Raw genomic sequence first — 19,208 nt, forward strand, 5'->3', positions numbered from 1 at the left:
TGACGAAGGGGTCCGAAGGTGCCGTCGATGCTCGATGCGGTCGTGGTGGGAGCGGGGCCGAACGGGCTGACGGCTGCCGTGGAGCTGGCCCGGCGGGGGTTCTCCGTGGCCCTCTTCGAGGCCCGGGACACGATCGGCGGGGGAGCGCGCACCGAAGAGCTCACCCTGCCCGGCTTCCGGCACGACCCGTGCTCCGCCGCGCACCCCCTCGGTATCAACTCACCCGCGTTCCGCGCGATGCCCCTCGACCGGTACGGCCTTCAGTGGGTGCACCCCGAGCTGCCCATGGCCCACCCGTTCCCGGACGGCACCGCCGCGGTGCTGTCCCGGTCCGTGGCCGAGACGGCCGCCTCGTTCGGGCCGCGCGACGCGGGCGCGTACCGCAGGCTGGTCCAGCCGTACCTCCCCAAGTGGGACAGCCTGGTCCGGGACTTCATGTCCCTGCCGCTCACCTCGCTCCCGCGCGACCCGGTCACCCTCGCCCGCTTCGGCCTGGCCGGGATGCCGCCCTCCACCTGGCTCATGCGCCGCTTCCGCGACGAACGGGCCCGGACCCTCTTCGCGGGCCTGGTGGGCCACGTCATGGCCCCCCTCGGCGGCTTCGCCACCAGTGCGATCGGCCTCGTCTTCGCCCTGTCCGCGCACGCCCGAGGCTGGCCGCTCGCCCGCGGCGGCTCCCAGTCGATCTCCGACGCCCTCGCCGCCTACCTCAAGGACCTCGGCGGCGCCGTCCACACCGACTACGAGGTCAAGCGGCTCGACGACCTGCCCCCCGCGCGCGCGTACGTCTTCGACACCTCGCCCACCGCCCTGTCCCGCATCGCCGGCTTCGGCAGCTACTACGCGGGCTACCGGTACGGCCCGGGCGTCTTCAAGGTCGACTACGCACTGGACGGCCCGGTCCCCTGGACCGCCCCCGAGGCGCGCACCGCCGGCACCGTGCAGATCGGCGCCGACAGCGCGGAGATCGGCACCGCCCTGCGCGCCGTGTCCCGCGAGGGCCGCGCCCCCGACCGGCCCTTCATGATCACCGTGCAGCCGAGCGTCGCCGACCCCAGCCGGGCGCCCGAGGGCAAGCAGGTCTTCTGGGCGTACGGCCATGTGCCCAGCGGCTGGACCGGCGACCTCACGGACGTCCTGGAGCGCCAACTGGAGCGCTTCGCCCCGGGGTTCCGTGACCGCGTCCTCGCCCGCGCCACCGCAGGACCGCCCGAACTCGCCACCCGCAACGCCAACTACGTGGGCGGCGACATCGGGTCCGGCGCGGTGTCCGGCCTGCAGATCCTGCTGCGGCCCAAGCTGTCGCTGTTCCCGTACCACACCCCGCACCCGGCGGTCTTCATCTGCTCCTCGGCCACCCCGCCGGGCCCCGGCGTGCACGGCATGTCGGGCCACAACGCGGCGAAGGCGGTCTGGCGAAGGCTGCGCGAGCAGCGGTAGCGCCACCGCCACGCCGCCCGGCGCCCCCGGCCGAAATCACCCGGCCCCGGGGCGAACCGGCTGGTATAGAGGCGGCCATGACCACCATCACGCTCGTGCAGGGCGACATCACGCGGCAGACCGCCGACGCCATCGTCAACGCGGCGAACTCCTCGCTGCTCGGCGGCGGGGGCGTCGACGGCGCGATCCACCGGCGCGGTGGCCCCGCCGTCCTTGCGGAGTGCCGCGCGCTGCGTGCCTCCCGGTACGGCAAGGGCCTGCCCACGGGCCAGGCGGTCGCCACGACCGCGGGCGAGCTGGACGCGTCCTGGGTGATCCACACGGTGGGTCCCGTCTGGTCGTCCACCGAGGACCGCTCGGAGCTGCTGGCCTCCTGCTACCGGGAGTCACTCAGGGTCGCCGACGAACTCGGCGCCCGTACGGTCGCGTTCCCGGCCATCTCCACCGGCATCTACGGCTGGCCGATGGACGACGGCGCCCGGATCGCGGTGGCGACGGTGCGCGCCGCGGACACGGCCGTCGAGGAGGTCAGGTTCGTGCTCTTCGACGAGCCGGCGTACCAGGCGTTCGCCGGTCAGGTCGGCTGACGGGGGGCGTCACCGTCGCGCCATTGACATGGAAACCGATCGGTTTACGATAGAGGAAACCGATCGGTTTCTCATGTCTGGAGACTGTCATGACCGCGATCAAGGGTTCCGTCGTCCTCGTCACCGGCGGCAGCCGGGGCATCGGAAAGTCGCTGGTGGAGGAGGCCTACGCGCGCGGCGCGGAGAAGGTGTACGCCACGGCCCGCGACCCCCGTACCGTCACCCACCCGGACGCCGTCCCGCTGCCCCTGGAGGTCGGCGACCCCGCGTCCGTGGCGGCGCTCGCCGAGCGGGCCCAGGACGTCACCGTCCTGATCAACAACGCCGGTATCGCGACCGGCGCCCGCTACCTGACCTCCTCGCTCGACGACATCCGGCGCGAGTTCGAGATCAACTACTACGGCCCGCTCCTGGTGGCCCGCGCCTTCGTGCCGGTCATCGAGCGCAACGGCGGCGGCCACATCCTCAACGTGCACTCGGCCCTGTCCTGGCTCGCGGACGGCAGCACCTACAGCTCCACCAAGGCCGCGCTGTGGTCCCAGACCAACAGCCTCCGCCTGGAGCTGCGGCCGCGCGGCATCGCCGTCACCGGGCTGCACATGGCCTACGTCGACACCGACATGACGGCGAGCATCGACGGGCCCAAGGCGAACGCCCACGACATCGCGGCGGCCGCCCTGGAGGGCATCGAGACGGGCGCCCACGAGGTGCTGGGCGACGACATCACGCGCTGGGTCAAGAGCGCCCTGTCCGGGGACGTGGCCGAGATGTACCAGCAGCTCGCGCAGTGACGCCCGGCCCTCGTGGCCGGCGCCGGCGGCGCGCATGACATCATCGGCCGGGGCCCGGACGGCCCGAGACTGAGGAGCACGATGAACCCGGGTCCCACGGCCCCGACCGCGCCGGTCGCCTCCCTGCTGGACGACTTCTCCCTGGAGATGACCGGCAAGGACGTACCGAAGCTCGAAGAGGCCCACGCCACGATCCCGCGGGGCACCCGCATCAACGTCACCTTCCTCGGCAACGAGGACCTGGCGACGCGCCTGGACGCCGCCCGCGCGGTCAGGCGCCTGGGCTTCGTCCCCGTCCCGCACATCTCGGCCCGCCGCCTCCCCTCCCACGACGACCTCGAACGGTTCCTGGCCGCCCTGGCGGCCGACGGCACCGCCGAGAACGTGTTCGTCGTGGGCGGCGACCCCGCCCGCCCCGAGGGCCCCTACGAGGACGCCCTGGCCGTCCTGCGCACCGGGCTGCTCCAGCGCTACGGCGTCCGCCACGTCGGCATCAGCGGCTACCCGGAGGGCCACCCCGCCATCACCGAGCGGTCCCTGTGGTCCGCCCTCACCGACAAGCACGCCGTCCTCGGCACCGAGCGGCTCGCGGGCGACGTCATCACCCAGTTCGGCTTCGACGTCGACCCGGTGCTCACCTGGGTCGAGGCGGTGCGCTCCCGGGGCGTGGACCTGCCGATCCGGATCGGTGTGCCCGGACCCGCCGGCGTGCGCCGCCTGCTGGGCTACGCGGCCCGCTTCGGCGTCGGCACCAGCGCCTCCATCGCCCGCAAGTACGGGTTCTCGCTGACCAACCTCGTGGGTACGGCCGGCCCCGACCGCTTCCTGCACGCGCTGGCCCATGCGTACGACCCGCGTCGCCACGGCGACCTGAAGGTGCACTTCTACACCTTCGGCGGGCTGCGGGCCACGTCGGAGTGGATCGCCCGGTACCGGACGGAAGGCCGCCCCGCCGCAGCGTGACCGTCCGCCGACCGGCCGTGGCCGCTCGTAGCCGCTCGTAGCCGGTCGTGTCCGACCGGGTACGGACGGGTCGCGGTCGACCGTCCCTGTGTCATATGCACGCAAAGCTCCCGGCTCCCGGCCTTGCGCAGTTCATGTCATGACCCCTATAACCGTCCCTGCAGGCATCGGTGGGGATGGCCGGAATGGGCAGTTGCCGCCGACCAGGGGGGATCCTCAGCTCCGCCGGGCTCGGCACCAGCAGACCGCAGACCCACGGAGACCCGACGACATGACCGACCACGCCTTTCGCGATGCCATGACCCGCCTCGCCGTCGACCCGGCCTTCAGAGCCGAGCTCGACGGTGACACCGACGAGGTGGCCCGAAGACTCGGCCTCACGCCCGCGCAGGTGGCCGAACTGCGTTCCCTGCGCGTCGAGTCCGGCACGGACGGGGGACCGGCCGCACTCGACCCACGACTGTCCAAGTCGTCCCTGTTCTTCGGGAGCGCGGCCCATTCGCTCGCGCACCACGACATGCCGGTCGACCACGTGTCCGGCGACCACCTGCCCGCGGACCACGCCGGCGTCGACCACGCGGCGGAGCTGTCCGGTCCCGCCGGCGCCGGCCACGAGAGCGCCCTCGGCCTCGGCACACCGTCGACGGACGCCCAGAGCCTGCTGGGCGGCGAGCTGATCCAGTCGCCGGGTGAGGTGGGCGGAGGCCTCGGCGAGTTCGGCGGCGGCTTCGGTGACTTCGGCGGGTTCGGCGACCACACCGGCGGTGCGGAGGGCGGCTTCGGCGGTGGTGCCGAGGGTGGCTTCGGTGGTGCGGACGGTGGTTTCGGCGGCACCGAGGGCGGCTTCGGCGGCGCGGACGGTGGCTTCGGCGGTTTCGGTGACGGCGGTGCCGGCGGGGGCGCCGGTGGCTTCGGCGACGGTGGGTTCGGCGACGGCGGGTTCGGTTCCGGGGGCGACTTCGGCGGCGGCCTCGGTGGGCACGGCGGCGGTGACGGTTCCTTCGGCGGCGGTCACGGCGGCGGCTTCGGTGGATTCGGCGGTGGCGCAGACGGCGGCGGCGACGCCGGTCACTTCGGACACGGCGGCATCTTCGACCGTGACGAGGGCGACGGCCACGGTGGCGGCGAGGGCGGCGGCTCCGGCGGTGGTGGTGAGGGCGGCGGCTCCGGTGGTGGCGGTGGCGGTGAGGGCGGTGGGAGCGGTGAGAACGGTGACCGTCCTTCCGGTGGTGGTGGTCACGGTGGCGGTGACGGTGGTGGTGAGGGCGGCGGCTCCGGTGGCGGCGGCGGTGAAGGCGGCGGCAGTGGTGAGAACGGTGACCGTCCCTCCGGCGGCAGCGGCCACGGTGGCGGCGAAGGCGGTGGCGGCGAAAGCGGCGGCAGCGGTGAGAACGGCGACCGTCCCCAGGGCGGCGGTGGCGAACCCGGCGACGGCGAGAACGGCGGCCGTGGCCGTGTGACCATCGGAGGCTCCGAGACCGTGCGCGGCGGCGTGAACCTCCCCGGTGCCTCCGGCATCGGCGACGTCGCCACGCACCTGTCGCCCTCCGCGCCCGGCGCCGACACGGACGGCGGGTTCTCCGACGGGACGTTCATCAGCGGCTCCGGCGCGGGCTGACCCGTCCCATGCTCTGCCACGCCTGTCGCGTCCACGTGCGGCGCGACTTCCCGTACTGCCTGCACTGCGGCACGCTCCGCCGCGGTGCGGCAGCGACGTCGTACGCCGCGCCGCACCTGCGCGGCCTCGACGACCCGGACCTGCTCGTCCCGCTCACCGGCCCGGTCACCACGCTGGGCCGGGGCGCGGACAACGACGTGGTCCTGGCCGACGCCAGCGTGTCCCGCAGCCACGCCCGGATCGTCCGCACCGAGTCGGGCTTCCGGGTCGAGGACCTGGACTCGTTCAACGGCACCGCCGTGGCCGGCGTCGACCTGCACGGCGGCGCGGCCCACCTCGCCGACGGCACCGAGCTGTCCGTCGGCGACGTACGCCTGCTGTTCGAGCAGCCCCGCGAGGCCCACATCGGCCAGCGCACCCAGGTCGTCGGCACGCAGCTCACCCAACTCCCCACCGCCGTACAGGAGGAGGCGCCGGAGGCGAACGGGCCGCTCACCGCGCGCCCCCGCCGCCGTTCAGGCTGGGCGCTCAAACAGGTGCCCTCCGACCGCGGCGAGGCCCGCTGGGTGCTGAACAACACCCGCACCGGCGTGTACCTGGAGCTGGACGAGCGCGAGGTCTTCCTCTGGCACGCCGTCGACGGCGAGAACACCGTACGGGACCTGCTGTTCGCCTACGCCGACCGCTACGGCGAGCTGGCCCTGCCCCGGATCGAGGCCGCGCTGGCCGCCTTCGCGACCGCGGGACTGCTGCGCGGCCTGCCCGGGCGCTCGGAGGAGGCGGAGCTCAAGGGCTGGCGCCGGGCGGGGCGGGCCCTGTACCGGGCGCTGCTGAAGCTGGAGGTCTCGGTGCCCGGCCTGGACCGGGTCGTCACCCGCGTCTACCACGCCTTCGGCTGGCGGTTCTTCACCCGGACCGGCGTGACGCTGGTCTGGCTGTCGCTGGTCGGCGGCCTCGGCGCGTTCTTCGTCGCACAGGGCAGGCAGCACCTGCTGGACTTCGGCGGGGCGGGCGTCTGGGGCCCGGTGCTGCTCGCCGCCGGATACATATCCGCCCTCGTGGTCCACGAGTTGACGCACGCCCTGGCCGTGAAGTCGTACGGCCGCAAGGTCCGGCGCGGCGGCTTCCTGCTCATGATGGGCATGCCGTTCGCGTTCGTGGACACCAGCGACATGTGGTTCGGCACGCGCTGGTCGCGGGTCGTGGTGGCGCTGTCCGGTCCGCTGTCCACGGCCGCCCTGGCCGGCTGGTGCGCGACGGGAGCGGCCCTCCTGCCCGCCGGACCGGCCTCGGCCGTCCTCTTCCACCTCGCCTTCGGGCTGTACCTGAACACCCTCTACAACTTCAACCCCCTGATGCCGCTGGACGGTTACCAGGCCCTCACCGACGCGCTGCGCGTGCCGCGGCTGCGCGAGGAGGCGAGCGCCTACTTCCGCAAGGGGCTCTGGCAGGACCTGCGCGCGGGCAAGCGGCCCGGACCGCGCCAGGCGGGCATGGCCGCCTACGGCCTCGCGATCGTCGTCGGCACCTACGGCTTCCTGGTCCTCGCCCTGCTGGCCTGGCACTCCCGGATCGGCGACCTGCTGGCGGGGCGGGTGGCCGCGCCGTGGGACGCGGTGATCGAGGGGGCCGTGGTCGCCCTGGTCGCGTTCCCCGTGTGGGTCGCGCCGGTGCGCTGGCTGATACGGCGCGTGCGGCGCCGGCAGGACAAGGCCGGGCAGCCGGCGGCGGCGGTCGCCACGGCCGTGGAGGGGACGGCATGACACAGCACACGCCGGGCACGGAATCCGAGTGGACCGTGCCCGGCTACCAGGCCGTACGCGTCCTCGGCGAGGGCGCCGGAGGCCGGGTCGTCCTGGCCCGGCACACCGCTACCGGCGTACCCGTCGCGATCAAGTACCTGAGCCTGCGCCTGCGGGACGACCGTGAGTTCGTCGCCCGCTTCCGCGCCGAGGCCCGGCTGCTGGGCGAGTTGCGGCACCCGTGCGTGGTGGCGTTGTACGAGTACGTCGAGGCGCGCCGTGGCGCCGCGATCGTCATGGAGGCCGTGGACGGCGTCAGCCTGCGCGCGCTGCTGCGCCGGCACGGGTCGATCGGCCCCGAGGCCGCCCTCGTCCTGCTCAAGGGCTCCCTGCTGGGGCTCGGCGCGGCCCACGCGGCCGGGGTGGTCCACCGCGACTACAAGCCGGAGAACGTCCTGGTCCGCGCCGACGGCACCAGCGCGCTCGCCGACTTCGGCATCGCCGTCCGCACCGGACGCGAGACCGAGGCCGCCGGCACCCCCGCCTACATGCCGCCCGAGCAGTGGCGCGGCGAACCCGCCGGACCGGCCGGCGACGTGTACGCCGCCGCGGCGGTGTTCTTCGAGTGCCTGACCGGACGGCGGCCGTTCCCCGGCGACGACGTGACGGCGCTGCGGCTCCAGCACCTGCGCGCCCCCGTCACGCTGGACGACGTACCCGCGCCGGTCCAGGGGCTGCTGCGCGAGGGCCTGGCCAAGGACCCGGCCGAGCGGCCCGGTGTCGAGGAGTTCCTCGCCGACCTCGAACGGTCCGCCGTCGAGGGGTACGGCGCCGACTGGGAGGAGCGCGGACGGCGCCGGCTCGCCGAACTCGCCGCGCTGCTGGCGCTGTTGTTCCCGTTCACCGCCACGGCCACGCTCGACGGGTCGGCGCGGGCCCTGACCCTGCTGGGCCGGGTGAAGCGCGGTGGCTGGAAGGCCGCGGCGGGGGCCGCCGCGCTGGCGGTCGTCGCCGGCGGGGTGACGTCCGCGACGGCCCGGCCGCACGACACCGCGACGACGGCGGCCAGTTCGGTGCCGTCGGTCTCCGGCGCGCCCCTGCCGTCCGGCACGCTCGGCACCTCGGCGGCCGCGACGCCGACCTCCGCGCCGCCCACGACCGGTGCCCCGTCCTCCGGCACGCCCTCCGAGAGCCCGACGACCACGCCCTCCGAGAGCACCGCCGCGCCGGTGGAGTCACCCACGCCGACGACCCCGAGCACCGTCGCGACCACGCCCACGGACTCGCCCGGCACCATCACGATCACCATCGGCTCCTGGCAGCGCGGGTCGGCCCCGGGCACGCTGATCGCCCAGGCCACCGTCGACACCACCGGCACCGGGCCCCTGACGGTCACCGCCGACTTCTACGTCGACACGCCCGCCGATCCCTACGGCAGCCAGACGCAGCCGCTGTCCGGCAGCACGCACTACCCGGTGACCTTCACGGCCGACTTCTCGAACCACCCGTGCCGGGGCACCTGGATCGTCTCCCTCACCAGCACCCCGGCGCCCGCCGGCGGGCCCCGGACGGCCTCGCTCGACGCACCGCCGTGCTGAGCGCCGTACCGAGCCGGAACGAGAACGGATCGACATGACGACAGTCACCACGGTCGCCGGGCGACCCCTGTCGGGCTGGTCGCGGGACACGCGCCACGGCACCTGGCACGCGCTGCTGCCGGCCCGGTCCGGCGACCCCGCGCTCGGCGCGCTGCGCGTCGACCGCGCCCTGCTCGCCCCGGAGGGCACGCGCGAGCGGCTGGCCGCCGCGGTACTCGCCGTGGCCAGGCTCCGCCTGCCCGGCGTCCTCGGCACGGTCGACCTCGTCGCGGAGGCCGGGGAGGTGTGGCTGCTCACCAGCCGCCCACCGGTACCCACGGTGGCCGACCTGCTGGACGCCACCGGCGCTGCCACCGGCCCGGACGCGGGCAGCGTGGCCAGCGTGCTCAACGAGTCCGCGCAGACGCTGCTCGCCCTGCACGCGGCCGGCCTCACCCACGGGGCGCTGGGCACGGACACCGTCGTCTGCGCACCGGACGGCGTCGCCCTGCTCGCCGAGTCCGCGCTGGGCAGGGTCCTCGGCGACGCGCGGGCCGCCGCCGGGCGCGAGGCCGACGTCCTGGCCTGGGCCGCCCTGGCCCGCACCCTCGCCGACGCGTGGACGGGCGCCGGCACTCCCGCGGCCGACCTCTTCGCCCGCTGCTCCGCCACCGCCGAGTCCGAGGGCCTCGCGGCGGCCCGGGACGCACTGGTGGCCGGCCGCGCGGCGCTCCCGGCGGACTTCCTGCGCCGTACGGCCCTGCGCGCGGCGGTGACGGCGACGACACCGGAGCTGACCGCGGGGCCGACAGTGGTTGAGCCGGTGGCGGTTGAGCCGACGGCGGTTGAGCCGGTGGCGGATGAACGGGTGGCGGATGAACCGGGAGCGCCGGTCCAGGGCGACCATCCCGAGGACCGGGGTCCGGGGGCCGCGGGCCCCGACCCCACCGTCCTCGTCCCCGCGGCGGACCAGGGCGCCCCGGCCGGCGCGCAGCTCACCATGCCCAGCCGCGCCCGTCGCGCCCGTACCCCCGACCCCGCCCTCCCGGACGAGCAGGCCACCGTCCTCGGCAAGCGTCACCGGACCCGGCCCGTCCACCCCGCACCGGAACAGCACGACCTCGTACCGGCCCCCGCCGGAGCGGACGCCGACGAGATTCTGCTGCGGTTCGGTCCGGGTGTTCCCGTCGAGGGGCAGGAGGCGCTCCGGGGCCGGTGGAGCGCCGCGGCCCCGCCGCCCGACCCGCGCGAGCGGCGAAGACGCCGGGGCTGGATCGCCACGACCGCCCTCCTGACCGTCGTGGCCGTCCTGCTGTGGCTGCTGCTGCGTCCGGACCCCGCCCCCACCGTCACCGCCGTCGAAGTCCAGGCACCCACCGGGAAGTTGCACTGCGGTCAGACCGCCGACATGGTCGGCGTGGTGCGTACCGACGGCCGCGGCGGCCCCGTGACCTACCGCTGGCTGCGCAGCGACGGCCAGGACACCGGCGAGCTGGTCCGTACGGCCCACAGCGGCGAACGCCGGGTCACCGTGCACCTGCGCTGGACGGTCCGCGGCCCCGGCACCTTCCACGGCACCGCCCGTCTGCGCGTCGCGCACCAGCGGACCCCGGTCGAGGGGGAGGCGACCTTCACCTACGTCTGCTCCTGAGCCCGGCGACCTACGTGTCGGATTCTCGCCAGCGGCCGTCCCCGCCCGTGGTCGATGCTGGACGCATGCAGACAGGGATGCACCTCGAACGGGAGCGCTGTGTACGTGCCGTGCAGTCCAAGGACGCGCGGTTCGACGGATGGTTCTTCACGGCCGTCCTGACGACTCGCATCTACTGCCGGCCCAGCTGCCCCGTCGTACCCCCCAAGCCCGAGAACATGACGTTCTACCCGAGCGCGGCCGCCTGCCAGCAGGCCGGCTTCCGGGCCTGCAAGCGCTGCCGGCCCGACACCAGCCCCGGCTCCCCGGAGTGGAACCAGCGCGCCGACCTGGTGGCCCGTGCGATGCGGTTGATCGCCGACGGCGTGGTCGACCGCGAGGGCGTGCCCGGACTCGCCGCCCGCCTCGGCTACAGCACCCGCCAGGTCGAACGCCAGCTGCTCGCCGAGCTCGGCGCCGGCCCCCTCGCGCTCGCCCGCGCCCAGCGCGCCCAGACCGCCCGGCTCCTCGTCGAGACGACCCCGCTGCCGATGGCCGAGATCGCCTTCGCGGCCGGCTTCTCCTCGATCCGCACCTTCAACGACACCGTGCGCGAGGTCTTCGCCCTCTCCCCGAGCGAACTGCGCAGCCGGGTCCCGCGGCGGTCCGCCCCGAGCACCACCCCGAGCACCACCCCGGGGACGCTGTCCCTGCGCCTCCCCTTCCGCGCCCCGCTCAACCCCGACAACCTCTTCGGGCACCTGGCGGCGACCGCCGTACCGGGGGTGGAGGAGTGGCGGGACGGCGCCTACCGGCGGACGCTGCGCCTGCCGTACGGCCACGGCATCGTGGCCCTGACCCCCCGGCCCGACCACATCGCCTGCCGTCTCACCCTCAGCGACCTGCGCGACCTCACCGTCGCCATCAGCCGCTGCCGTCGCCTGCTCGACCTCGACGCCGACCCGGTCGCCGTCGACGACCAGCTGCGCACGGACCCGCTCCTCGCGCCGCTGGTCGACAAGGCGCCGGGCCGGCGTGTGCCGCGTACCGTCGACGAGGCCGAGTTCGCGGTGCGCGCGGTGCTCGGCCAGCAGGTCTCCACGGCCGCCGCCCGTACCCACGCCGCCCGCCTGGTCACCGCGCACGGCAAGCAGGTGGACGATCCGGAGGGCGGTCTGACCCACCTCTTCCCGGCACCGGAGGCGCTCGCCGGCCTCGACCCGGAGCGGCTGGCGATGCCGCGCACCCGCCGGGCCACGTTCACCACACTGGTCGGTCGGCTGGCCGACGGCACCCTTCACCTGGGCGTGGAGAGCGACTGGGCACAGTCCCGCGCCCAGCTGCTGTCGCTGCCCGGCTTCGGTCCCTGGACGGTGGACGTCATCGCCATGCGCGCGCTCGGCGACCCCGACGCGTTCCTCGCCACCGACCTCGGCATCCGTCGGGCCGCCCAGGAGCTGGGCCTGCCCTCGACCCCGGCCGCGCTCACCGCCCGCGCGGCTGCCTGGCAGCCCTGGCGGGCGTACGCGGTCCAGTACCTCTGGGCGACCGACAGCCACCCGATCAACTTCCTGCCCGTGTAAGGACGTAGGACACCCGATGAGCCCGACGAAACAGCACACCGTCACCGACAGTCCGTACGGCCCCCTGACCCTCGTCGCCGACGACGGCGTCCTGTGCCGCCTCTACATGACCGACCAGCGCCACCGCCCGCCCGAGGAGACCTTCGGCGAGCGCGACGACACCCCGTTCGCCGCGGCCGAGGAGCAGCTGGCGGCCTATTTCGCGGGCGAGTTGACGGAGTTCGGCCTCGAACTGCGCCTGGACGGCACGCCGTTCCAGCGCCGCGTCTGGGAGGGGCTGACGAAGATCCCGTACGGTGAGACCCGGACCTACGGCGAACTCGCCGAGTCCCTGGGCAATCCCAACGCTTCCCGCGCCGTCGGCCTCGCCAACGGCCGCAACCCGGTCGGCATCATCGTGCCCTGCCACCGGGTCATCGGCTCCACGGGCAGCCTCATCGGCTACGGCGGCGGCCTGGACCGCAAGCGCCGCCTGCTGGACTTCGAGCGGGGTACGGCACTGTTCTAGCCCCTGCCGGGCTCTATGCGGCGTACTCCGCGGACAGTTGGGACAGCAGCGCCGGCAGCGCCGTGCCGATCGGCTCGCGCACGACCTCCTGGGCGCGGTCGTCGTACGGCGTCGGCTCGGCGTTGACGATGATCAGCCGGGCGCCGTGGTCGGCGGCGACACCGGCGAGGCCGGCGGCGGGCTGGACCTGGAGGCTGCTGCCGACGGCGATGAACACCGTGCAGGCCTTGGTGATCGCGAGGGCCTCACCGAGGACCACGGGATCGAGCCGCTGGCCGAACATGACGGTGGCCGACTTGAGGATCCCGCCGCACTCCAGGCACGAGGGGTCCTCCTCCCCGGCCTCGACCCGCGCGAGCGCGTCCTCCATGGGCCCCCGGGCATGGCACTGGGTGCACACGAACTGCCGTGCGGTGCCGTGCAGTTCCAGCACCTTGCGGGCCGACAGACCGGCGAGCTGGTGCAGCCCGTCCACGTTCTGGGTGATCACCCGGACCGGGATCCCGGACTTCTCCAGCTCGGCGACGGCCCGGTGCGCGGCGTTCGGCTCGGCCTTCAGCGTCCGGTTCCTGCGCCGCATCTGCCACGACCGCCGCCGGATCTCCGGATCGCCCATGTAGTACTCGTACGTCACGAGCTTCTCGGCCTCGGGATCCTTCCGCCACAGCCCGTTGGGACCGCGGTAGTCAGGGATGCCGGAATCGGTGGAGATCCCTGCGCCACTGAGGATGGCGACGAGTGGCCTGTTCATAGGCCCGAGAGTAGGACGTGTGCCTGCTCGGAGCGAGCGGATATCGGAGCGAGCGGATACCGGGGCGTGCCCCTCACCTGACGGCTCCGCCGGACGGCCGCGGTTCATGTGTCGTTGCGTCGGTACACCGTCACCCTGCGGCCCCGGACCTGCTCGTCCGCCACCGGCGTGAAGTACTCCTTCAGTACCCAGGTCTTCATCTGGTCCCGCTTCGCCGACACCGGTCTCGCGACCTTCCCTGCGTCCGTCACCAGGAGGATCCGCCGCTGGGCCAGCATCGCGGCGCGGATCCGGGCCGGGCCGGCCTCCACGCCCTTCAGGGTTCCGGACTTCCGCGGGCTCTCGGCCAGCGCGATGTCCCCCAGGCCGGCGAAGGCGTGCGGGGAGACCGACTTGGTGTCGCGGCGCGCCGCCGGTACGAAGAGGACCGCGTCTCCGGGCTCCTTGAGCCGCCGTACGTCCGCCGCCACGGCCAGCACGTCGTCCACCCGGCTCGCCGCGGAGCGCTTGGCCAGCGACTGGGGCAGCAGTGCCGTCATCGCCACGGCGACGGTCAGGGGGAGGATCCACGGGGCCGCCCTCGGGAAGCGCGGCGCGGCCGCCCGTATCGCCGTGCCCAGTGCCGTACCGATCAGCAGCGCCAGACCCAGCAGACTGAACAGGACGTACCGGTCCAGGAACAGTGGCTGGACCAGGGAGAGGCCGATCAGGATGAGCTGAGGCACCACGAGCAGGGGCAGCCCCACCGACGTCACCGACAGCCGGCCCTTCCGCGACCGGTCCAGCAGGGCTCCGAGAGCGCCGATCGCCAGCAGAATCGCCGGGCCGATCAGCATGTGCCAGGTCAGCGGCGGTATCCAGGAGATCTGGTCGGACTGGCTCCGGCTGAAGAGGATCAGTGGCAGCACACCCGCGACAGCTACCACCGAGGCCACCGCCCAGCGAATCCACACTCCGTACCGGGCCCGCGCCCAGACCAGGGTCACCCCGTGCGCCGGCAGGATCATCAGCGACAGCCAGTTCAGCAGCCCGCACAGCAGGACCGTGCCGCCGTAGGCCGCCCAACGTGCCTTTCTGTCACGGCCCTTGAGCACGGTCACCAGCAGCAGCGTCGAGATCGCGGCGCCGGCCGCGACCAGCGCGTACGAGCGGCCCTCCTGCAGATAGAACTGCACCGCCGGAAGCAGTCCGAGCGCCAGCCCTCCCCCCAGACCCGCCCACACCCCGGCCAGCCGGTGGCCGATGACGGTCACACAGGCCGCCGCCACCGCCATGGCCAGTACGGAGGGCAGCCGCAGCGTCGTCACGCCGGGCCCGAAGCACTCGAACAGTCCGTGCATCAGCAGGTAGTAGAGCCCGTGTACGGCGTCAACGTGTCCCACCATGTGCCAGATCTCGGCGGTGGGCCGCTGGGCCACCTGCCAGGTCGCCGCCTCGTCCCGCCACAGACTGTGCTGCCGGGGCAGTCCCCACAGGCCCAGAGCCACGGTCCACAGCGCGGAGATCGGCCACATGGGCAGGGGGCGGCGACCGATGGTTATGAGGGGATTCATGAAGGCGGTCAGGTCCTCGGCGTAGCGGTACGAACTGAAATCGGCGTTCGTCGACATGGCCAAGACCCACCGGACCGGCTTTCGGGTCGCGCGGAAGTGCCGCGGAATAGCGCCATCTATCCTGCCCGAATAGGCAGGGGGCACTGCATGCGCCGCCTCGGAACTCGCTGATAGTACATGCAGACGGAAAATGTCGCTACACCCTGGGCGTTGTGGCTGAAAAATGCTGTCAAGGATTGGCGATATCTGACGCAACCGCGAAAGGCCCTTTGGCATCCACCCGCGCGTTCCCTGGCCGAATTGTGCCGTGATCTGGGTCACTCGAATATTCGGTTGCTCAGGATCAATGTCTCGATCAAGATCTATCCCTGTTCTGACCAGAACAGATGACTAGGAGTCAGTCTTGAGCATGCGAAACGGGGTAAAGGCTGCGCTGGCGGCCACCGCCATCATCGTGGCCGCGGCCACGCCGGCATTGGCCACCACTGTCGATGTCGGCGGTGGTAAGTGGAGCTACGACAAGGGCGCCCACACCGCGTGGTCGAACTACAAGCACCCGGACAACAAGCACGCGTCTTCGGTGAAGACGGGCGGCCACGTATTCGGCAGCGGCTGCACGGCCAAGGGCCAGTGGTCCCTGGCTTCGGCCGGGCTGAACGGCTCGGTGTCGTACTACTACGACCCGAACTGCTAAGCCTCCGGTTCGAATCCCGACAAGCCTAGGCAGCCGCCGCGAGTGACGCCGCTCGCGACTGCTCGGCTGGGCCTTCCGGATGGGCTTATGGGCTGTGGAGGCGAGTCTCTCTCGTCTCCACAGCTTTTCTCTCGGACCCCGAATTCGCGGACGCGCGCTCCCGAGCGAGCGCCCTCAACCTAGGTATCCCATGCTGCATCGAGGTATACGTTTCGTCCACGCCGCCGTCCTGGCCTTCTCCGCAGTGCTGGCCTTTCTGTTCCTGCGGGGCCTGGACGAGGGCGGGGTCCTCGGGAACTCGGCTCTGATCGACGTGGTGGATTCGGACGATTCCGTCAGCAGTGCTCAGATCGTCCGGGACATCACGTCGTTCTCCGTCGAGCACTCGGTCGGGGTGGCTCGCGAGGTGCCCGATCTGAAGAACTCCGACGGGGTTCGGCATCTGTATCTGGCTCCGGGCGGGCCCCATTCCATGACGGCGGAATGGCTGGACAAGGGATACCCGGAGTTCAGCAGGAACTATGAAACGCGCGTGCATCCGATCTCCGAGATCGGACAACAGGACCCGCGCGGTTCCTACTACGTGTTCGGGTCACCCTCGGCGGCCGATGCCCTGCGGGCCGAGTTCGACGACCTCGGCATGACCGTGGCCGTCACCCACCCCTTGTCGCACCAGGAACTGGTCGATCAGTACTCGGACGATCCCCTGTACTGGGCCCTCTGCGTGGTCGCCCTCGCCGTTCTGACGATGACCGGCGCGAGCGTGCTGCTCAACGCGAAGGCGTACGGAGTCCTTCGGCTGCAGGGCATGTCCTTCGCCGGCATCCTGCTTCGCGATCTGCGGCAGCTGGCGGTGTTCTGGTCGGCGGCGGTCGCCACCGTCACGGTTGCGGCGCTCGCCTTCCTTGGCTTCTACAACGGTCTCGCCTGGGTGGGGCTGTACGCCTCGCTGGCCGCGGGCATCGCCGTCCTGCTCGGCGCCCTGGCGCTGGCCACGCACGCGGCCGCCCTGGCCCTGACGTACAAGGTCGACGTACTGGGCGCCCTCAAGGGCGAACTGCCTTCGCGAGCGGCGTCCATCAGCGTCTACCTCGTCCGTATCCCCGCGCTGCTGCTCGCTCTCGGCATCGCCACGGATGTCACCCTCGCGAGCCGGGATGTACTGACACGCCAGGAGAACCGGGACATCTACAGCACCGTGGGCGACGCGGTCTCGATCCGTCTCAACGGCGCTTTCGCCATGCACATGGACCAGTTGAACGACCATGTCGGTCCGTGGCTGCGCCAGGCTGACAGGCGGGGCGAGGTGATTGTCGCCGGGCGCAGGGACCTCCAGGTCTCCGCCCCGAACGCGCGGCTGCCGGCCGGCGAGATTCTCATCGTCAACGACACGTATCTCAGTAAGCAGGCGGTGCTCGACCCATCGGGACGGCGTTATACCTCCGAGGCGCGGAGCGGAAAAGCGCCGGACTCGCGCCCGCTCCAGGTCATCGTTCCCGATTCCCTTTCCTCGCGCACGCCGACCATCACCAAGGCGGTCTCCAGGATCATTGATCCTGATCTCAGCCGGCACATCCCGATCGAAGCGCGCAACAGCAGGACCGGACAGCGCCTTTTCGGCTACAACACCGGCACCTACGCCTACAACTCGGCGCACAGCGCGGACGAGGACAGGTCCCTGGTGCGCGATCCGGTTCTTGTCGTCGTGCCCAATGGTTCACATTTCCTCACGAACGACGCTTACACCTCATTCGCCTCTCAGGATGGAGTGGTTTTCCCCGACCCTGATAACGTATTCAATGCTATCAAGTCGAAACAGGTCTATAACTACGTCAATTCTGTGAGTCCAGTCGGGCAGAAAACCGCTCTGGACCTCCGGAACTCGGTCAACAAACTTCGTCTACAGATTTTCAACCTTGTCGTTGCCGTGATAGTACTCCTCATTGCCGGGGTCGGAGTCTGTCTTATCTACTCGCGAAAGAACGCGCAGAGTATATTCGCACGACACATCGGTGGCTGGAGATATGTCGCCAACCATCGTTTTATTCTCGCCGTGGAAGTGGCCATCGCTGCCGTCTTCGCTACGCGGGTTCCTCTTCAGGCGTGGCAGCGGAATCAAGAACTGGAGAAGTTCGCGGCGGCCGGTGCGCCTGCCCCCTTCCAGGCGGCTCATGTCACTGCGCTGGATCTCACCGTCATCACCGGTCTTGTTGTCTTCGAGCTGGGCGCCGTGTTTGTCGCCCTCGCATTTTTCCATCGTCGCATCGTCAAGGAAGGGGCGACGAAGGCGTGAGCCCCGCCGGTACGAAAGCCTTTCCACCGAGCCGGAGTATGTTGTGATCGATATCGAGAATCTTTCGAAGGTCTTCGGCGCCCGGACCCTGTGGCGCAATGTCAATCTCACCATCAATCGCGGTGAGATGCTCGCCCTTGTGGGACCGAGTGGATCCGGCAAGTCGACCCTCCTCAACTGTCTTGGGCTGCTCGACAGGCCGAGTACCGGGATCATTCGGTACGAGGACAAGGACATCACCCGATTCGGTCGAAGCGATGTCCGTCGGTTCCGCCGCGACACCCTCGGCTACCTGTTCCAGCACTATGCGCTGATCGAGAACGCGACGGTCGTGGAGAACCTGGACGTGGTCGTCAAGCCACGGCGGTCGGCGCTGAGCGAGGGCAAGAGCCCGGACAAGTGTCGTGCGGCCGTCGCCGAAGCCCTTGACCGTGTCGGTCTGGCAGGGCGGGAAAAGGAGATGATCCACCATCTCAGCGGTGGGGAACAGCAGCGCGTGGCGCTGGCCCGTCTCATGGTCCAGCGGCCGGCCCTGGTCCTCGCGGACGAGCCGACCGGCGCGCTCGACGATGCCAACAGCGCTGTTGTCGTCGACATCCTGCGGGAGATGAGGGACGCCGGATGCGCCGTGGTCATCGCCACCCACGATGCCGGTGTCCGGGATCGGTGTGACGCCGTGTTCGCCGTGCACGAGTCATCCCTGGTCGGCTCCCGGGCATAGGCCGGTCGCTGCAACTCGGGTTCTCCGGTGAGGCCGCCTCTCCACCTCCTCCTCGTGTCTGCTCCGTCGAGTCAGCCGGCTCCAGAGACGTAACCGGGCTTCGGGCGCGAATGCACCGTCCGCCGCTCCCGTCGACGCCACGCCCGAGCCGGTGAAGGGCTGCCGCCGCGGACGGTGACTACCGGGCGGGCCCGGTGGTGCCGGGTTCAGGAGGCGCGGTGGCCGTTTTCCAGTTCGGCCGTTCCGGAGCCGTCCGCCAGGGTGTTCAGGGCGGCCAGGACGCGGCGGCCCAGGGCGCCCGGCAGGTGGTCGGTGATGTCCTCGCGGGCCACCAGGCGCCAGGACAGGAGTTCCTCCTCCTGCAGCCTGATCGCCGCGAAGTCGTCCTCGCCGAGGACGCCGCCGTCGTACAGGTACGCCACCAGCGGCGGCCGCCCCGTGCCGTGCACCCAGTCCACCGCGAGGAGCCGCCCGAGCTCACGGTCGAGGCCGATCTCCTCGGCCGTCTCCCGGCGCGCGCCCTGGCGCGGGGTCTCCCCGTCGTCGGACTCGATGGTGCCGCCCGGCAGCGCCCACCCCTCGCGGTAGTTGGGCTCGACGAGCAGCACCCGGCCCTCGGCGTCGCGGAACAGGGCGGCGGCCCCGGCGAGCACACGGGGGAGGCCCGCGATGTACGTGGCGAAGTCTTGAGTGGTGGTCACCCGGGAAGAGTAACCAGCCCGTGCGACGCCGAAGGGCCCCTAGGGCCTGTCGTCAC

The 19,208-nt window shown here is 71.9% G+C and carries 16 protein-coding genes; 13 read left to right on the plus strand and 3 right to left on the minus strand.

Features of this window, described 5'->3' with window-relative positions; genetic code table 11:
- Positions 1-27 precede the first annotated feature (27 nt).
- The 10 genes from IPZ69_RS35910 (at position 28) to IPZ69_RS35955 (ending at position 12,439) form a co-directional block, all read left to right on the plus strand.
- Positions 28-1,440: a phytoene desaturase family protein gene (locus tag IPZ69_RS35910; protein WP_235458883.1), complete on the plus strand. Its 1,413-nt coding sequence runs from the start codon at positions 28-30 to the stop codon at positions 1,438-1,440.
- A gap of 77 nt (positions 1,441-1,517) precedes the next feature.
- Positions 1,518-2,027, plus strand: coding sequence for an O-acetyl-ADP-ribose deacetylase (locus tag IPZ69_RS35915; RefSeq protein ID WP_235458884.1), 510 nt, complete (start codon positions 1,518-1,520; stop codon positions 2,025-2,027).
- Positions 2,028-2,116: 89 nt separating this feature from the next.
- Positions 2,117-2,818: an SDR family oxidoreductase gene (locus IPZ69_RS35920; protein WP_235458885.1), complete on the plus strand. Its 702-nt coding sequence runs from the start codon at positions 2,117-2,119 to the stop codon at positions 2,816-2,818.
- Positions 2,819-2,899: 81 nt separating this feature from the next.
- Positions 2,900-3,781 carry a methylenetetrahydrofolate reductase gene (locus tag IPZ69_RS35925; RefSeq protein WP_235458886.1) on the plus strand — a complete coding sequence of 294 codons (882 nt, stop codon included), beginning with the start codon at positions 2,900-2,902 and terminating at the stop codon, positions 3,779-3,781.
- Between the two features lie 271 nt (positions 3,782-4,052).
- Positions 4,053-5,399, plus strand: coding sequence for a hypothetical protein (locus IPZ69_RS35930; RefSeq protein ID WP_235458887.1), 1,347 nt, complete (start codon positions 4,053-4,055; stop codon positions 5,397-5,399).
- A 35-nt stretch (positions 5,400-5,434) separates the two neighbouring features.
- Positions 5,435-7,162, plus strand: coding sequence for a PqqD family peptide modification chaperone (locus tag IPZ69_RS35935; protein WP_235458888.1), 1,728 nt, complete (start codon positions 5,435-5,437; stop codon positions 7,160-7,162).
- A complete protein-coding gene (locus IPZ69_RS35940; protein ID WP_235458889.1) occupies positions 7,159-8,739 on the plus strand; it encodes a serine/threonine protein kinase in 1,581 nt (526 codons plus the stop codon). Before IPZ69_RS35935 ends, IPZ69_RS35940 begins: the two co-directional genes overlap by 4 nt.
- A 34-nt stretch (positions 8,740-8,773) precedes the next feature.
- Positions 8,774-10,369: a hypothetical protein gene (locus IPZ69_RS35945; protein WP_235458890.1), complete on the plus strand. Its 1,596-nt coding sequence runs from the start codon at positions 8,774-8,776 to the stop codon at positions 10,367-10,369.
- Between the two features lie 65 nt (positions 10,370-10,434).
- Positions 10,435-11,931, plus strand: a complete 1,497-nt coding sequence (locus tag IPZ69_RS35950) for an AlkA N-terminal domain-containing protein (RefSeq protein WP_308407577.1) — start codon at positions 10,435-10,437, stop codon at positions 11,929-11,931.
- 16 nt (positions 11,932-11,947) lie between these two features.
- Positions 11,948-12,439: a methylated-DNA--[protein]-cysteine S-methyltransferase gene (locus IPZ69_RS35955; protein ID WP_235458891.1), complete on the plus strand. Its 492-nt coding sequence runs from the start codon at positions 11,948-11,950 to the stop codon at positions 12,437-12,439.
- Positions 12,440-12,452: 13 nt separating this feature from the next.
- On the opposite strand, the gene IPZ69_RS35960 is transcribed toward IPZ69_RS35955, so the two are convergent.
- Both IPZ69_RS35960 and IPZ69_RS35965 read right to left on the minus strand, forming a co-directional pair.
- Entirely contained in the window at positions 12,453-13,190 is a 738-nt protein-coding gene (locus tag IPZ69_RS35960; RefSeq protein WP_235458892.1) for an SIR2 family NAD-dependent protein deacylase, read from the minus strand.
- 104 nt (positions 13,191-13,294) lie between these two features.
- Complete coding sequence (locus tag IPZ69_RS35965; RefSeq protein ID WP_235458898.1) at positions 13,295-14,743, minus strand: glycosyltransferase family 39 protein; 1,449 nt, start codon at positions 14,741-14,743, stop codon at positions 13,295-13,297.
- 409 nt (positions 14,744-15,152) lie between these two features.
- On the opposite strand from IPZ69_RS35965, the gene IPZ69_RS35970 reads away from it, so the two are divergent.
- The 3 genes from IPZ69_RS35970 to IPZ69_RS35980 all read left to right on the plus strand — a co-directional run bounded on the left by IPZ69_RS35970 (position 15,153) and on the right by IPZ69_RS35980 (position 18,451).
- Positions 15,153-15,437, plus strand: coding sequence for a lactococcin 972 family bacteriocin (locus IPZ69_RS35970; protein ID WP_235458893.1), 285 nt, complete (start codon positions 15,153-15,155; stop codon positions 15,435-15,437).
- Between the two features lie 190 nt (positions 15,438-15,627).
- Positions 15,628-17,730: a hypothetical protein gene (locus IPZ69_RS35975; protein WP_235458894.1), complete on the plus strand. Its 2,103-nt coding sequence runs from the start codon at positions 15,628-15,630 to the stop codon at positions 17,728-17,730.
- Positions 17,731-17,773: 43 nt separating this feature from the next.
- Positions 17,774-18,451, plus strand: coding sequence for an ABC transporter ATP-binding protein (locus IPZ69_RS35980; RefSeq protein WP_235458895.1), 678 nt, complete (start codon positions 17,774-17,776; stop codon positions 18,449-18,451).
- A gap of 206 nt (positions 18,452-18,657) precedes the next feature.
- Here the strand turns inward: IPZ69_RS35980 and IPZ69_RS35985 are convergent, their stop codons facing one another.
- Entirely contained in the window at positions 18,658-19,152 is a 495-nt protein-coding gene (locus IPZ69_RS35985) for an NUDIX domain-containing protein (protein ID WP_235458896.1), read from the minus strand.
- Positions 19,153-19,208 lie beyond the last annotated feature (56 nt).

The organism is Streptomyces olivochromogenes (assembly GCF_021538895.1).
Classification (GTDB): domain Bacteria; phylum Actinomycetota; class Actinomycetes; order Streptomycetales; family Streptomycetaceae; genus Streptomyces; species Streptomyces olivochromogenes_A.

Coding starts and splice junctions, on each gene's coding strand:
- IPZ69_RS35975 (WP_235458894.1), top strand. CDS start 15,628: ATGCTGCATCGAGGTATACGTTTCGTCCACGCCGCCGTCCTGGCCTTC.
- IPZ69_RS35945 (WP_235458890.1), top strand. CDS start 8,774: ATGACGACAGTCACCACGGTCGCCGGGCGACCCCTGTCGGGCTGGTCG.
- IPZ69_RS35910 (WP_235458883.1), top strand. CDS start 28: ATGCTCGATGCGGTCGTGGTGGGAGCGGGGCCGAACGGGCTGACGGCT.
- IPZ69_RS35915 (WP_235458884.1), top strand. CDS start 1,518: ATGACCACCATCACGCTCGTGCAGGGCGACATCACGCGGCAGACCGCC.
- IPZ69_RS35960 (WP_235458892.1), bottom strand. CDS start 13,190: ATGAACAGGCCACTCGTCGCCATCCTCAGTGGCGCAGGGATCTCCACC.
- IPZ69_RS35950 (WP_308407577.1), top strand. CDS start 10,435: ATGCAGACAGGGATGCACCTCGAACGGGAGCGCTGTGTACGTGCCGTG.
- IPZ69_RS35925 (WP_235458886.1), top strand. CDS start 2,900: ATGAACCCGGGTCCCACGGCCCCGACCGCGCCGGTCGCCTCCCTGCTG.
- IPZ69_RS35970 (WP_235458893.1), top strand. CDS start 15,153: ATGCGAAACGGGGTAAAGGCTGCGCTGGCGGCCACCGCCATCATCGTG.
- IPZ69_RS35940 (WP_235458889.1), top strand. CDS start 7,159: ATGACACAGCACACGCCGGGCACGGAATCCGAGTGGACCGTGCCCGGC.
- IPZ69_RS35955 (WP_235458891.1), top strand. CDS start 11,948: ATGAGCCCGACGAAACAGCACACCGTCACCGACAGTCCGTACGGCCCC.
- IPZ69_RS35930 (WP_235458887.1), top strand. CDS start 4,053: ATGACCGACCACGCCTTTCGCGATGCCATGACCCGCCTCGCCGTCGAC.
- IPZ69_RS35965 (WP_235458898.1), bottom strand. CDS start 14,743: ATGAATCCCCTCATAACCATCGGTCGCCGCCCCCTGCCCATGTGGCCG.
- IPZ69_RS35920 (WP_235458885.1), top strand. CDS start 2,117: ATGACCGCGATCAAGGGTTCCGTCGTCCTCGTCACCGGCGGCAGCCGG.